Below are 13,635 nucleotides of genomic sequence, written 5' to 3' on the forward strand. Positions count from 1 at the left end.
GGACAGCGTGACCGCGTACGCGGTCGGGGGCGGTGTCTCCGCCGGTGTCATGCGCGACGTCCATGTGACGTATGTCGGCGCGCAGCCCGGTTACGCGCCCTCGGGGTCCGCGGCGGCCCCGCCCCCCGCCGAGTCACTGGCCGTGCCCCAGCGCAGGGTCCCCCAGGGGCGGCTACGAGGCCGTAACGCACTGGTGGACACCCTCACCGGTGCGCTGACGCGGCGTTCCCGGGGCGACGCCGAAGTCCCCGGGGTGTGGCTGCTGGCGGGGATGGGCGGAACGGGCAAGACGAGCGTCGCCCTGGAAATGGCGCACCGGCTCGGCGGCGCCTACCGGCATGTGTGGTGGGTCTCGGGCGCCGACCGCGACGGCTGCCGGGCCGGCCTGCGCGCGGTGGCCTTCGCCGCGGGCGCGACCCCCGGCGACTTCGTCGAGGGCGCCGATCCCTCGTACGTGCTGTGGCAGCGGCTCAACGCCTGGGGCAGGCCCTGGCTGCTGATCCTGGACAACGTCGACGACCCCGCCCTGCTGGCCGCCGACGAGACCCATCCCGCCAGTGGGAGGGGCTGGTTGCGACCACCCGAGCGGACGGTCGGTACGGTGCTGGTCACCAGCCGTGAGACCCGGGCCGCGCGGTGGGGCGACTGGGTGCACATGGTGGGCGTCGAGCCGCTGTCCGGTGAGGACGGTGCCCGCGTCCTGCTCGACCTGGCGCCGGGAGCCGGGACGGAGACCGAGGCACGGCGACTCGCGGAGCACCTGGGCGGGCTGCCGCTCGCGCTCGACCTGGCGGGCTCCTATCTGGCCCGCGCGTGCGAAGACCTCTGGCCCGAGGAGTCGATGCCCGACACCTTCGACACCTACCGCGACAGCCTCGACGGGCAGTTGGCCGACGTGGCGTTCGACCCGGACGCCGACCTCGGCGCGACCGAACGGACCCGCCGCGCGCTCCTGACCACATGGGAACTCTCCCTGGACGCGCTGCACCGGCAGGGCAACGTCTTCGCCCGGCCGCTGCTGCGCCTGCTGTCCGCGTTCGGCCCGGCCGCCGTGCCGTACCGCGACCTCCTCGACGTGGAACTCCTGGCCCGTGACCCGATGTTCGACGGGCTCACCGCGCGGCGGCTGCGCGAAGCACTGGAGGGCCTGGACGGACTGAGGCTGATCGCGATCGAGCACACCGGCACCGCTGACCGGAGCCTTACCCGCCGACTCACCATCCACCCGATGGTCCGGGCCGCCAGCCGCGCCCACGAGGACTTCCGGGAGCGCGCCCGGCCGCTGCTCGAACTGGTCACCGCGCTCCTGGAACGGGCCATGCGCCCGCTGTGGGACAACCGCCCGCCGCACTGGGCGCGCTGGCGTGCCCTTGCCCCGCACGGTCCGGCAGCACATGTCCTGCTGACCGTGTTCGAGGGCAGCCTCGAACCGCCCCCGGACCTGGTCGCGGCGGCCACCGAGCCCGCCGTCCGCACCGCCCGGTACCAGCGCAACGCGGGCCTGCACCGGGAGGCCGTGGCAGAGCTGGCGGCGGTCACCCTGACCCGGGCCCGCCTGCTCGGCGAGGAGCACCGCGCCACTCTCGCCGCCCGGCTGGACCTGGCCTGGGCGCTGCGGGACACCGGCGACCTGGCCGAATCGGACGAGCTGTACCGGCTCCTGATCGACCGGGCCGAACGCGCGCTGTCCGAGGACGATCCGCTGCGCTCGTCGTTCCACACCGGCCGGGCGCGCACTCTCCTGGCGCTGGGGCGGTACGCCCTCGCGGAGGACGAGCTGAGGCTGGCGCTCGCCCTGCGGCTGCGCACCCCGGCCGGAGGCAAGCGGGGCATCCTGCGCATCCGCTCCGACCTCGCACGGATCGCCCACCACCAGGGGCGGTTCGAGGAGGCGGTCAACGAACTGCGGGACGTGCGCCGACTCACCCGCGCGCTGGGCCAGGAGGCGGCCTCCGACACCCTGGCCGCAGGGCTCGCTCTCACCAGGGTCCTGCGCGACGCGGGACGGACCCGGGAAGCCGGGGTCGTGGCCGACGAAGTTGTCCAGGAACACCTGGACGTCCTGGGCGCCGAGCACCCCGACGTGCTGATCGCCCGGCACGAACGGGCCCGCGTCCTGCGCGATCACGAAGGGGACCCGCACCTGCTGGAACGAGCCCGCGAGGAGTTGACGGAGGTCTGGCGCAGCGCGGAGCGGCAACTGGGCGAGGACCATCCGGACACCATCGCCGCCCGGCACGAACTGGCCACGGTATGGCACCTTCTGGGCCGCCCCGACCTGGCCGTCGAGCACTTCGCGGCCGCCTGTGGGACGGGGCGCCGCAGGCTCGGCGAGCACCACCCCACCGTCGTCGTCTGCGCGGGCAACCTCGCCCTCGTCCGCGCCGAACTCGCCGACGGCGGTGCGCGCCCGCCCGGCGTCACCGGCCCCGCGCCGCCCGCGGACGCCCCGGCCGCGGACGTCCTGGATCTGACCGGACTCACGCTGGAGGAGGCACTGCTGTCGCGGCGGTACGCCCCCGAGGCGCGGTCCCCGGCCGTGGTCCGCGCCCTGGACCGGTTCGTCCGGTCGGACCGGACCGTCTCCGACTTCGGGTCCGCCGGGGGAGGCGGCGGTGTCTCCTCGGGGGCGCCGTCGTGGTCCTCCCGCGGGAAGTCCACGCCGGTACCCAAGAGCACGTACCGGCCCTCTACCGAGCCCGCGGCCGTGCCCAGGCCCGCCGCGCTGAACGGCGATGCCGTCCGTGCCCTGGCCACAGGGGACGAGGACCGCGTCCTGATCGAGCGGCTGCGGGCCCAGGAGGGCGGAATCCGGCTGCTGGCGCTCCGTGACCTGCTGGAGCTCGCCGAGTCCGTCATGGCGGACCGGATGGACCGGCTCCCCTCCGTCCCCGGGGTCCGGGAGCTCTTGCTCCGGGCCGCGCGTGAGGACCCCGAAGCCGTCTCGACCGTGCTGCTGCACCCGTCGGTGAGCCGCTGGACGAGCCGGACCCTGCGTGCGCTGTACGCCCCGGCCGAGGCGCTGTCCGACGCCCTTCTCGACGAGTTGGCGCACCTCCACGGCGTGGCGGCGGCAGCGGCCTGCCGGGCCGGGGTGTCGTTCGCCCTCTCGCTCCCGGTGCGCGACGGATTCGCGCTGCTGCCCACGGTCGGAGCCTTCGACCTGCGGGAGACGCGACTGCGCACCGTGCGGGTCGAGGTCAGGGACAGCGGGCTCACGCTGGTCCGACGCGGAGGCGACAACGTGCACGTCACGCGGCCGAGCGCCGCGACGCACCGGCTGTGGCGCCCGGCGCACCGGGTGAGCACCGCGGTCGGCTCCGACAGCTTCGACTTCGTCCTCGACGACATCGACCAGCACCGCGACGCGGACGGCCCCCGCCACTCGCTGCCGCTGGATGCCTCCGAGGCGCTGTCGTGGGCAATGACGGCACGCGCGGCGGGCGCCCTGCTGGCCCAGGTCGACAGTCGGCGCGCCGGGGCTCTGGCGGCGGCGCTCACCGCGGTGACCCCACGGCCGGCGGCACCGGGCGGCGTGGTGAACTCCTCGTCGTCCGGCGACGCGTTCGGCGGGATCGTCGCCAGCGCTCCGCCCGACAGCACGGAACTCGCGGCCACCCTGATCCACGAGTTCCAGCACATGAAGCTGCACGCGCTGCTCAACGCCGTCGCACTGCACGAGGAGAACGAACCGCCGGGCGACGAGCTGTTCTACGCGCCCTGGCGGGACGACCCGCGCCCCCTGCCCGGCCTCCTCCACGGGGTCTTCGCCTTCTTCGGCGTGGTCGACTTCTGGCGGCGGCTCACCCTGATCGAGCGGGGCACGCGCCTGCGGCGCGCCCAGTTCCAGCTCGTGTACTGGCGTGCCCAGGCCCTGGACGCCTACCGGACGCTGTGCCTGTCGCCGCGGCTGACCGACACCGGCCGGTACTTCGCCGCGCTGATGGACGGCACCACGGTGACCTGGAACGACCACGAGGACATCCCGGAGGACATCCTCACGCTCGCCTTGGAGGGGGTCGTGGCCCACCGTGTCCGCTGGCGCCTTCGGCACCTCGTCCCCGACCCGTCCACGGTCCAGGCCCTGGCCGACGCATGGTCCTCCGGCGCCTCCAAGGCCCCACCCGTCAGCGGCTCCGCCGCACTTCGACCCGACCCCTCGGCCCACCCCTCCAACGCCTACCCGGTGTTGCTCTGCAAAGCCGCCACGGCCACGTCGGAACTGCGCCGGGTTCCGGTAGCCGCCGACTTCCTCGACCTCAGCGGGGCCGAGATCGACCGCGCCGATCTGGCCCGGCTGGAGGGCTCGACGGACCAGGCGTGCGAACTGGCCGTCGCCCAGGTCGCGACGCGGCCCGGGAAGCCCGAGCCCTGGGTCCGTCTCGCGCTCGCCCTGCGCAGAACCGGGGCGGTGGCCGCTGACGCGCTCACCCACTGCCCCGAACTGGTCCGCGCCGTGCATCTGTGCGTCGCCGAGGTGACCGGCGAGCGGCTGGACCCCGTAGCCCTGGCCGTCTGGATCGGCGTCCCGGGAGAGCCGGACGGGTATCCCCGGCCTCCGGCCGTCCGGGGACTCCTGTGAAAGCGCTGGTCACAGCCGCTCGTTGATGGCTGCGACCAGCCGGCCAGGGCTCACCCCTCGAACGACCCGTGCCGCCCCGCCCCCGCCGCGAACCGGGCCGCTCCCTCCAGGCTCTCCGCCAACACCGCCGAACCGTGCCGGAGTTCGGAGCGCAGGGCCTCCTCCTCACCCAGGCCCTCCTGGTCGAGTACGGAGGCGCGGTCGGCGCGCAGGCAGGGCTGGGGGAAGGCGGCGATCGTGGCGGCCAGGGCCTCCGCCTCCGCGCGGGCCCGCCCCGTGGGGACCACCCGGTTCGCGAGGCCGATCTCGTAGGCCTCCCGGGCCGGGACCGGGCGGCCGGTGAGGATCAGGTCCATCGCGCGGCCGGTGCCGATCAGGCGGGGCAGGCGTACCGTGCCGCCGTCGATCAGGGGGACGCCCCAGCGGCGGCAGAAGACGCCGAGGACGGCGTCCTCCTCGACCACCCGCAGGTCGCACCACAGGGCCAGTTCCAGGCCGCCCGCCACGGCGTGGCCGGCCACCGCCGCGATCACCGGCTTCGACAGCCGCATCCGGGTCGGGCCCATCGGGCCGTCGCCGTCCTCGGTGACCCGGTTGGCGCGGTCGGTGCCCAGCGCCTTCAGGTCCGCGCCCGCGCAGAACGTGCCGCCCTCGCCCCACAGCACCGCCACCCGGGCCGCCTCGTCCGCCTCGAAGTCCCGGAAGGCGTCCGCCAGTTCGGCGGCGGTCGGCCCGTCGACGGCGTTGCGGGACTCGGGGCGGGACAGGACCACCGTGGTGACGGCTCCCTGACGTTCGACGCGCACCGGCATGGTGGGTTCCCCTCTCGTTGACGACCAGGGGAGTGTTCCTCAGATCACCTTCCTCCGCACCAGCACCCCCAGCGTCAGGGCCCCGGGCAGCAGCGGCAGCCAGATCGTGATGAGCCGGTACGCCAGCACCACCGCCGTCGCCACCGGCGCCGCACCGCCCGCCGCCACCAGCGCCACGATCAGCGCCGCCTCGACCGAGCCGAGTCCCCCGGGGGCGGGGATCGGGGCGGCCGCGGCCGTGGCGGCGAAGTAGGCCACCGCCACGTGCAGGGGCGGGACGCCCAGGCCCAGCGCCTGCCCCACCGCGACCAGCCCGGCCACCTGGCAGGCCGCGAAGCCGAACGAACCGCCCCACAGGGCGAGCACCCGCGACGGGCGGCCGTGCACCGCGCGGGCCTCGCCGAGCGCCGTCCGCAGGAAGGAGGCCACGGTGGTGCGTACCCGGCGGACCAGGGCCAGGCCGCCCACCGCCAGCGGGAGCACCAGCGCCGCGGTCAGCACGAGCGGGCCCACCGCCCCCTCGGGCAGCAGGCCGCCCAGGCGCAGGGCGTCGGGGAAGGCGAGCAGCAGCGCGCCCAGCAGCACGCCCCGGGCCACCGCCCCGGCCAGCATGTAGAGCGCCAGGGCCGCCGAGGAACGGGACAGCGGCAGGCCGCGCACCGTCATGAACCGTAGGTTCACCGCGCTCGCGCCGACCCCCGTCGGCAGCAGATGGTTGGCGGCGCTCGCCGCGAACTGCGTGGCCAGCAGCCGGCCGAAGGGCAGCCGTTCCGGCACGGCACCCTGCCGGCTGACAGCGGCGGCCACCCAGGTCGCGCAGGTCGCGGCACCCGCGGCCAGCAGCCAGGGCCACTGGGCGGTGGCCAGATGCGCGAACCCCTCGGCCAGCACGGCACGGTGCCGCACCGCCACCACCGCGACCAGCAGCAGCGGCAGCAGGCACAGGATCTGACGGACCGGCAGACGCGAGGCCCGCCACTTCCTGCGAGTGATCCCTTGCGGAGCATTGACCTCAAGGGAGCTTGAGGTCCTAGGTTCTCTCGCATGAGCATGGAGACCACAGCCTGGACACAGCTGCATTCCGTCATGAACGCCGAGCAGGAGCGTCGACCGTTCGCGCGTGAAACGCTTCGGCGGATCGACGCGTTCGCCCGCCCGCACCGGGCGCGGATCGCGCAGTTCGTGGGGCTCGGGGTGATCACCGCGCTGCTCGCCGTGGCCACACCCGTGCTGGCGGGCAAGGTGGTCGACGCGATCGTGTCGGGGGACGACGACGGCAGGGTCGTACGGCTGGCCCTGCTCATCGCGCTGATCGCGGTACTTGAGGCGGTGCTCGGCATCCTCGCCCGGCGGCTTTCGGCGTCGCTCGGGGAGGGCCTCATCCTGGATCTGCGGACTGCCGTGTTCGATCATGTGCAGCGCATGCCGGTCGGGTTCTTCACACGCACTCGTACGGGGGCGCTGGTCTCCCGTCTCAACAACGACGTGATCGGAGCCCAACGGGCTTTCAGCAACACCCTGTCCGGAGTCGTCAGCAACCTGGTCACTCTGCTGCTCACCCTTGTCGTGATGCTCACACTTTCCTGGCAGATCACCCTACTTGCACTGGCGCTGCTCCCGGTGTTCGTCGTCCCGGCCCGCCGCATGGGCCGCCGGATGGCCCGGATGACGAGAGAGGCGGCCACCCTCAACGCCGCCATGGGCACCCGGATGACCGAACGCTTCTCCGCCCCCGGCGCCACCCTCGTCAAGCTCTTCGGGCGGCCCGAGCAGGAGTCCGAGGAGTTCGCCGCCCGCGCCCGCCGCGTCGCCGAGATCGGGGTGCGCACCGCCACCGCCCAGTCGGCGTTCATCACCGCCCTCACCCTGGTCTCCGCCCTCGCGCTCGCCCTGGTCTACGGACTCGGCGGCTGGTTCGCCCTGAACGGCAGCCTCGAACCGGGCGCCGTCGTCGCCCTCGCCCTGCTGCTCACCCGCCTGTACGCGCCGCTCACCTCGCTCGCCGGGGCGCGCGTGGAGGTGATGAGCGCCCTCGTCAGCTTCGAGCGCGTCTTCGAGGTCCTCGACCTCGAACCCCTCATCCAGGACCGGCCCGACGCCAAGGCCGTCCCCGAGGGCCCGGTCGCCGTGGAGTTCGACGACGTCCGCTTCGCCTACCCGTCCGCCGACAAGGTCTCCCTCGCCTCCCTTGAGGAGGTCGCCGCCCTCGACACCCGCGGCGGCTCCGAGGTCCTGCACGGCGTGTCCTTCCGCGCCGAACCGGGGCGGACGGTCGCGCTCGTCGGCTCCTCCGGCGCCGGCAAGTCCACGATCGCGAGCCTGCTGCCCCGGCTGTACGACGTGGACTCCGGCGCCGTACGGATCGGCGGCCTCGACGTCCGCGAGGTGAGCGCCCGGTCCCTGCGCGAGACCCTCGGCATGGTCACCCAGGACGGCCACCTCTTCCACGACACGGTCCGCGCCAACCTTCTCCTGGCCCGGCCCGAGGCGGACGACGAGGACCTGTGGGACGCGCTGCGCCGGGCCCGCCTCGACGCTCTCGTACGCTCCCTGCCCGACGGCCTGGACACGGTGGTCGGCGAGCGCGGCTACCGGCTCTCCGGCGGTGAGCGCCAGCGCATGACCATCGCCCGGCTGCTGCTGGCCCGCCAGCGGGTGGTCATCCTCGACGAGGCCACCGCCCACCTCGACAACACCTCCGAGGCCGCCGTCCAGGAAGCCCTCGCCGAGGCCCTGGACGGCAGGACCGCCGTCGTCATCGCGCACCGGCTGTCGACGGTACGGGCGGCCGACCTGATCCTGGTCGTCGAGGACGGCCGGATCGTGGAACGCGGCACCCACGACGAACTCCTCGCCGCCGAGGGCCGCTACGCCGAGCTGTACCGGACCCAATTCTCGGACTCTCCGGTGGGGGAGCGACCCGCCGACGTCGCGGAGATCGCCGTGGGGTAGCCGTCCGCGACCTAGGGTGACCCTCGTTCCCGGCAGTCACCCGCTGTCACCAGCGGTTGAGGAAGGCCACGTCCATGCCGTACGCGACCGTCAGCCGCCGCCGTCTGCTGGAGGGCGGAGCAGCCCTCCTCGGCGCCCTCGCCCTCCCAGCCGCACGCGCACGGGCGGCGGGCGAGACGGAGTGGAACGGCTCCGTCGACGTCTTCCGCATCGGCACCGAACCCCCGCACTGCACGCTCATGCCGTACGCCGACACCGCCCAGGCCCTGACCGCCGACCGCACCGCCTCCCCGTACCGGCTGAGCCTCGACGGCACCTGGAGGTTCGCGTACGCGGAGCGTCCCGCCGACCGGGACCCGGACTTCCACCGCACCGGCCTCGACGACAGCGGCTGGGACACCCTGCCGGTGCCCTCGGTGTGGCAACTGCACGGCTACGACCGCCCGATCTACCTCAACATCACCTACCCCTACTGGGGCGCCAACGGCCACGGCGAGGAGCCCCAGCCACCGGCCGTGCCCACCCACTACAACCCGGTCGGCCAGTACCGCCGCACCTTCACCGTCCCCCGCGACTGGTCCGGACGCCGGGTCTTCCTGCACTTCGAGGGCGTGAAGTCGGCGCACTACGTGTGGATCAACGGCCAACTCGTCGGCTACGACGAGGATTCCTACACCCCGTCCGAGTACGACATCACCGAGCATCTGGAGCCCGGCACCAACCTGATCGCCGTCGAGGTCTACCGCTACTCCGACGGGGACTGGCTGGAGGACCAGGACATGATCCGGCTGAGCGGCATCTTCCGCTCGGTGTACCTGTACTCCACCCCCACCGTCCACCTGCGCGACTTCACCCTCGACACCCCGCTCGGCGACGACTTCACCACCGCCGAACTCGCGGTCACCGCGAGCGTGCGCGCGTACCAGGGCGGCGCCCCCGGCGCGTACACCGTCGAGACGCAGCTGTACGACGCCGACGGCCACCCCGTCTGGTCCCGGCCGCTGCAACAGACCGCGCAGGTCGGCGCGCCCGGCACCGACACCACCGTACGGGCGGCGAAAGCCGTGCCCGCGCCTCGACTGTGGTCCGCGGAACGGCCGTACCTCTACACCGCCGTCCTCAGCCTGCGCGACCCGGCCGGACAGGTGACCGAGACCCTGTCCCACCGGGTCGGCCTGCGTGAATTCGCCCTGCGGGACGGGCTGATGCGCATCAACGGGCAGCCGGTCTCCCTGCGCGGCGTCAACCGCCACGAGGTGCACCCCGACCGCGGCACCGCCCTCACCCGGGCCGACCTGGTCCGCGACATCGAGCTGATCAAACGCCTGAACATCAACTCGGTCCGCACCTCGCACTACCCCAACAACCCGCTCTGGTACGAACTCGCCGACGAGTACGGCCTCTACCTCGTCGACGAGACCAACCTGGAGACCCACGGCATCCACAAGAACTACCCCGGCGACCACCCCGACTGGACCAAGGCCTGCGTCGCCCGCGCGCAGAACATGGTGCACCGCGACAAGAACCACGCCTCGGTCGTCATCTGGTCCCTGGGCAACGAGGCGGGCGGCGGCAGCACCTTCCGCGCCATGCACGACTGGATCGCCGCCCACGACCCCACCCGGGTCGTCCAGTACGAGGGCGACGACCGGCCCGGCGTCAGCGACATCCGCTCCAAGATGTACGACACCCCGGCCAAGGTCGAGGAGCGCGCCAAGGACACCGGCGACAAGCGGCCGTACGTGATGATCGAGTACGCGCACGCCATGGGGAACTCCAACGGCAACCTGAAGGAGTACTGGGACGTCGTCCGCCGCCACGACGTGCTCCAGGGCGGCTGGATCTGGGACTTCGCCGACCAGTCCCTGACCTGGCCCACCCCCGTGCGGCGGCTGTTCACCGAGACCGGGCCGCTCGGCCTGCGCGGCGAGATCCAGGCGGCACACGGCACGTTCGACCGCGACAAAGGGCTGTACGGCGGGACGGTGTTCGCGCGGGACGCGCGTCTGGACCTCACCGGGTCGCTGACCCTGGAAGCCTGGATCACTCCGGGATACGCGGGCTACCAGCAGCCGATCATCACCAAGGGGGACACACAGTACGCGCTGAAACAGTCCGGCAAGCGCCTGGAGTTCTTCATCCACTCCGGCGGAGAGTGGGTCAGCGTCAACTGGCAGCTTCCGGAGACGGGTTGGCGGGGCCGGGAGCATCACGTCGCCGGGGTCTTCGACGCGGACGCGGGCTCGCTCGTCCTCTACGTCGACGGGGCGGCCAAGGCGACCCGGGCCACCAACCGCAGGCCCGGCGCCACTTGCGCGCCGCTCGCCCTGGGCACCGACGCCGACCACGCCAACCGGGAGTTCGCGGGCACCATCCGGCGCGCCCGCGTCTACGCCCGCGCGCTGAGCGCCACCGAACTCGCCTCCGACCGGCGCACCCCGGGCGACGCGGGCGTGCGCTTCTGGTTCGACGCGGCCACCGTCGCCGTCACCGAGAAGCAGCCGGCGCGGAAGACCTTCTACGCCTACGGCGGCGACTGGGGCGACAACCCCAACGACGGGAACTTCGTCGCGGACGGCATCGTCACCGCAGACCGGGGTCACACCGGCAAGGCCGCCGAGGTCAAGCGCGTCTACCAGGCCGTCGACGCACGGCTCGGCGAGGACGGCACGGTGACCCTCACCAACGAGTACCTGTTCACCAACCTCCGCGAATTCGACGGGAGTTGGACGCTGCTCGTGGACGGGGAGCCGGTGCGGCAGGGCGCGATCGGCCGCGCCGAGTCGGACGTACCGCCGCTGTCGAGCCGGAGGATCCCCCTCCCGGCCGACCGGCCCGCCGACGACCCCACGCGCGAGTACTTCCTCCAACTCTCCTTCACCACACGGCAGTCGACGAAGTGGGCCGATGCGGGCTTCGAAGTGGCGCGGTGCCAACTGCCCCTGAGCGCGAGCGTTCCCGCCCCCGTCCCGATCCGCCTGGGCACTGTCCCCGCCCTGGCCCATGTCGACGGCGAGCGGGCCGTCACCGTCACCGGCCGGGACTTCTCCGTCTCCGTCGACAAGACGCGCGGAGTGCTCGACTCCTACGAGGCCGCCGGCGCACGTCTGATCGACTCCGGGCCCGTGCCCAACTTCTGGCGGGCACCCACCGACACCGACAAGGGCAACCGCCAGCACATCCGCAACGAGACCTGGCGCGACGCGGGCACCCGGCGCCAGGTCACCGGAGTCCGGGTGCGCTCGCTGGACGATCGCGCGGTCGAGATCACGGTGACCGGCACCCTGCCGACCACCGTGCGGTCCACGTACACCACCGTGTACACCGTCTTCGGCAACGGCGAGATCAAGGTCGAGAACACCCTGCACCCGGGCGCCGCCTCCCTGCCGTACATCCCGGAGGTCGGCACCGTCCTCTTCCTCCCCGGGCGCCTGGACCGACTGCACTACTACGGCCGGGGCCCCGAGGAGAACCACTGGGACCGCAACAACGGCACCGACGTGGGCCGGTACTCGGGCACCGTCGACGAACAGTGGACCCCGTACATCCGCCCGCAGGAGAACGGCAACAAGACCGATGTGCGCTGGGCCGCGCTCACCGACGCCGACGGGGTCGGACTCCTGGTCACCGGGGAACCCCTGCTGGAGATCAACGCGTCCCGCTTCACCCCGGAGGACCTCTCGGTCGGGGTGCGCCACGACTACCAGCTCACCCCGCGCGAGGAGATCGTGCTGCGGGTCAACCACCGTCAGATGGGCGTCGGCGGCGACAACAGCTGGGGCGCCCACACCCACGACGCGTACAAGCTCCCGGCCGACCGCGACTACGCGTACGCGTACCGGTTGCGCCCGCTGACCGACCTGGCCGAGGCGCCCAAGGCCTGGCGGCGGCCCACGTCAACCGACTGATCAGCCCCGGTAGTGGGGGCGCGCCGTGCGCCCGACGGTCGCCGCGAGCTTCCGGAGCCGGCGCCAGTCCAGGGACGGGTCGCGGCGGGCGAGCCCGGGGCGGTGGCGCGGCACCCGGACCCGCAGGACGCCCGGCTCGATACGGCAGCGAACCGGCGACGGCAGGACAAGGCCCTCGCCATCCAGACCCACCTCGACCTCCGGTCCGTCCGACTCCACCACGACCTCGCGTGCGGTGAGCACGGTCAGCGCGGCCGGGGCCGGGTCGATCACCAGCGCGGCGGCCTCGGCCGCGTTCTCCACCCGGACGCCGAGCATGCCGAGCATCCCGGTGTCGAGCCGGTCGCGGCGGCCGAACCCGAAGGGATCGCCGGTCCGGTAGGGGTTGTTGCTCACCAGCACGGCCTGCGGGGCGTCGAGGGTCGTGTCGCCCGCGCGGGCGGTCAGCCGCGGCCCCTGCTTCCCGGTCAGCAGGTCGGGCAGCAGCTCCAGGCTGGTGCCGATCTTGTCCGCGCGGTACGACGGGCTCTGCACGATCGCCGCGTACGCGCCGAAGGAGGCGTTGTTCACGAACGGCCGGTCGTTGGCGAACCCGAGGTCGACACGGAGCTCCACGCCGTCGGTCAGCGCGTCGAGGCAGGTGGTGGGGTCGTCGCGGTCCAGGCCGAGGTCGAGGGCGAAGTGGTTGCGGGTACCGGCGGTGACGACCAGGAACGGGAGGTCGTGCTCGGCGGCGACGGCCGCGACCAGCGCCTGGGTGCCGTCGCCGCCCGCGACGCCGAGCAGGTCGGCGCCCTCGGCCACGGCGTCACGGGCCAGCTCGGTGACGTCCTGCTGCTTGTCGGGGTCGAGAACCACCACCCGGGCGCCGAGCCGCTCGGCCCGCTCCTTCAGCCCGAACCGGCCGACCTTGCCGCCGCCGGAGCGCGGGTTCATGATCAGGAACGGTCGCGCGGGCGGCGGGCACCGACGCTCCCGCACCCGGTGCGTCCCGGTGCCGCGCAGGGCGTACCGGCCCGACCAGACGGCGAGCGCCCACAGCGCGGCCGACACGGGCAGCGCCCAGAACAGGGTCACGGCGAACAGGGCGACCACACACGCCGGAACGGTCAGCACGACCAGGGCCGCGACCCCTCGCAGGGGGCCCCTCAGGGTCAGCGTCCACCAGACGGCGGCCACCGTCACGACCACGCCGACGGCACCGCCCACGAGCATCAGCACACCGCCGACACCGCCGTAGGCCAACGGCACGAGCAACGCGAGCCCGGCCGCCGCCAGCGACCCCCTGGCGGCCCATCGCTGCACACGGTAGCTGCGCCCGCTCACGTCGTCGATCACTTGGCCATCGTAGGGGTGTTCGTGCCGGGTGGCAGGGGGCCGA

6 protein-coding genes are annotated in these 13,635 nt (G+C 73.3%); 3 read left to right on the top strand and 3 right to left on the bottom strand.

Annotated elements, in window-relative coordinates; all coding sequences use genetic code 11:
- Positions 1 to 7 precede the first annotated feature (7 nt).
- Positions 8 to 4,582: an aKG-HExxH-type peptide beta-hydroxylase gene (locus tag ACZ7L7_RS02870; protein WP_472074509.1), complete on the top strand. Its 4,575-nt coding sequence runs from the start codon at positions 8 to 10 to the stop codon at positions 4,580 to 4,582.
- Between the two features lie 50 nt (positions 4,583 to 4,632).
- Here the strand turns inward: ACZ7L7_RS02870 and ACZ7L7_RS02875 are convergent, their stop codons facing one another.
- Both ACZ7L7_RS02875 and ACZ7L7_RS02880 read right to left on the bottom strand, forming a co-directional pair.
- The gene (locus tag ACZ7L7_RS02875) at positions 4,633 to 5,394 is read right to left on the bottom strand and encodes a crotonase/enoyl-CoA hydratase family protein (RefSeq protein WP_471592528.1); all 762 of its coding nucleotides are present in this window, start codon (positions 5,392 to 5,394) and stop codon (positions 4,633 to 4,635) included.
- A gap of 39 nt (positions 5,395 to 5,433) precedes the next feature.
- Positions 5,434 to 6,333: a lysylphosphatidylglycerol synthase transmembrane domain-containing protein gene (locus ACZ7L7_RS02880; protein ID WP_472074564.1), complete on the bottom strand. Its 900-nt coding sequence runs from the start codon at positions 6,331 to 6,333 to the stop codon at positions 5,434 to 5,436.
- A gap of 105 nt (positions 6,334 to 6,438) precedes the next feature.
- Here ACZ7L7_RS02880 and ACZ7L7_RS02885 point away from each other — a divergent pair, with 105 nt between their 5' ends.
- On the top strand, positions 6,439 to 8,346 hold the full coding sequence (locus ACZ7L7_RS02885; RefSeq protein WP_453601809.1) for an ABC transporter ATP-binding protein: 1,908 nt from the start codon (positions 6,439 to 6,441) through the stop codon (positions 8,344 to 8,346).
- 74 nt (positions 8,347 to 8,420) lie between these two features.
- Positions 8,421 to 12,254, top strand: coding sequence for a glycoside hydrolase family 2 TIM barrel-domain containing protein (locus tag ACZ7L7_RS02890; protein ID WP_472074511.1), 3,834 nt, complete (start codon positions 8,421 to 8,423; stop codon positions 12,252 to 12,254).
- On the opposite strand, the gene ACZ7L7_RS02895 is transcribed toward ACZ7L7_RS02890, so the two are convergent.
- Positions 12,255 to 13,592 carry a diacylglycerol/lipid kinase family protein gene (locus ACZ7L7_RS02895; protein ID WP_453601815.1) on the bottom strand — a complete coding sequence of 446 codons (1,338 nt, stop codon included), beginning with the start codon at positions 13,590 to 13,592 and terminating at the stop codon, positions 12,255 to 12,257. It lies immediately after the preceding gene.
- Positions 13,593 to 13,635 lie beyond the last annotated feature (43 nt).

The organism is Streptomyces sp. NPDC110618 (assembly GCF_055657065.1).

Excerpts from the sequence above, each read along its gene's own strand:
- ACZ7L7_RS02885 (WP_453601809.1), top strand. The coding sequence starts at position 6,439 with ATGAGCATGGAGACCACAGCCTGGACACAGCTGCATTCCGTCATGAAC.
- ACZ7L7_RS02890 (WP_472074511.1), top strand. The coding sequence starts at position 8,421 with ATGCCGTACGCGACCGTCAGCCGCCGCCGTCTGCTGGAGGGCGGAGCA.
- ACZ7L7_RS02875 (WP_471592528.1), bottom strand. The coding sequence starts at position 5,394 with ATGCCGGTGCGCGTCGAACGTCAGGGAGCCGTCACCACGGTGGTCCTG.